Source organism: Escherichia sp. MOD1-EC6162, assembly GCF_002965125.1.
Classification (GTDB): Bacteria; Pseudomonadota; Gammaproteobacteria; order Enterobacterales; family Enterobacteriaceae; genus Escherichia; species Escherichia marmotae.
On the sequence record NZ_PTSB01000080.1, the window covers coordinates 1 to 960 of the forward strand.

At 54.4% G+C, this 960-nt stretch carries 1 protein-coding gene; it reads right to left on the minus strand.

Going from position 1 to position 960, the window contains the following annotated elements:
* On the minus strand, positions 1 to 960 hold a 960-nt coding region (locus A9587_RS24210), incomplete at both ends, for a tail fiber protein (RefSeq protein ID WP_172955472.1).

Genomic DNA, 960 nt, shown 5'->3' on the forward strand with positions numbered 1-960 from the left:
AAACTCTGTCCTGTCGCTGAGAAAAAATTTACTCCCGAACCCGAACATGCCGGGAATCGCCAGTCGACCTTCGGTGCGGTCGTAAATATTCTCCTGTGCATCCTTCTGTGCTGCATTGCCAAGTTGTGGCGTCAGATTCGTCCAGGTGACCGGGGCGGAGATATTATCGCCACGAACGGTCATAAGAATCCGTCCGTCTTTTCCAAAAAACAGAACCAGCTTTGTTGCTGTCTGGCTGGTTTTGTCGCCCCAGTTGTTATCCAGCCAGATAATTTCTGTTATTCCGGTTGTTTCTTCCGTTTGTGTGGAAAAGGTGTAATACCGTCCCGGGTGCAGGTTGTGCGCAGTTCTGGCTACAGTCGCCATATCGCTGGCAATGATTGAACGCGCTCCGGCGTCCGTCATTCCGTAACCAAATGCACCAGGCAGCGCAACGCGGCCTTCCGAGCTGTCGTAAAGGTCTGTCTGAATGTCCCTTACCGCTGCGCTTTTCAGCTCAAGCTCATTGCGCATGGTTTCCACTGTGGCCTGTGCCAGCAGTGACCGGGCTTTTTCTGACAGCGGAGACAGTGAAGCATTCCCGTCCTGATTAAAGCACAGAAGCTTATCCGCCCGTTCTTCCAGATTACTGATTGCGGTTAACACGTCACTGAGTGGTTGTTTACCCGCCAGCGCGTTCATGATTGTTGTCGCAAACTCCGGGTCATTGCCCAGCGCCGCTGCCAGCTCGTTCAGCGTGTCAAGGGCTTCCGGCGACGAATCAACCAGTGCGGCAAGCAATTTGCGGACAAATGCCGCGTTCGCGGTTTCCAGACCGACTGCATCGTCCGGTGGGGTTGGTGTGGTTGGCGTGCCGGTGAACGCCGGGCTGTCCAGTGGCGCTTTTGTTTTCGTCTCGTCCATGACGGCTTTGACGGCTTTTGGTGTAGCTGCCAGTTCTTCGCTGTCGTTGTCTGTATC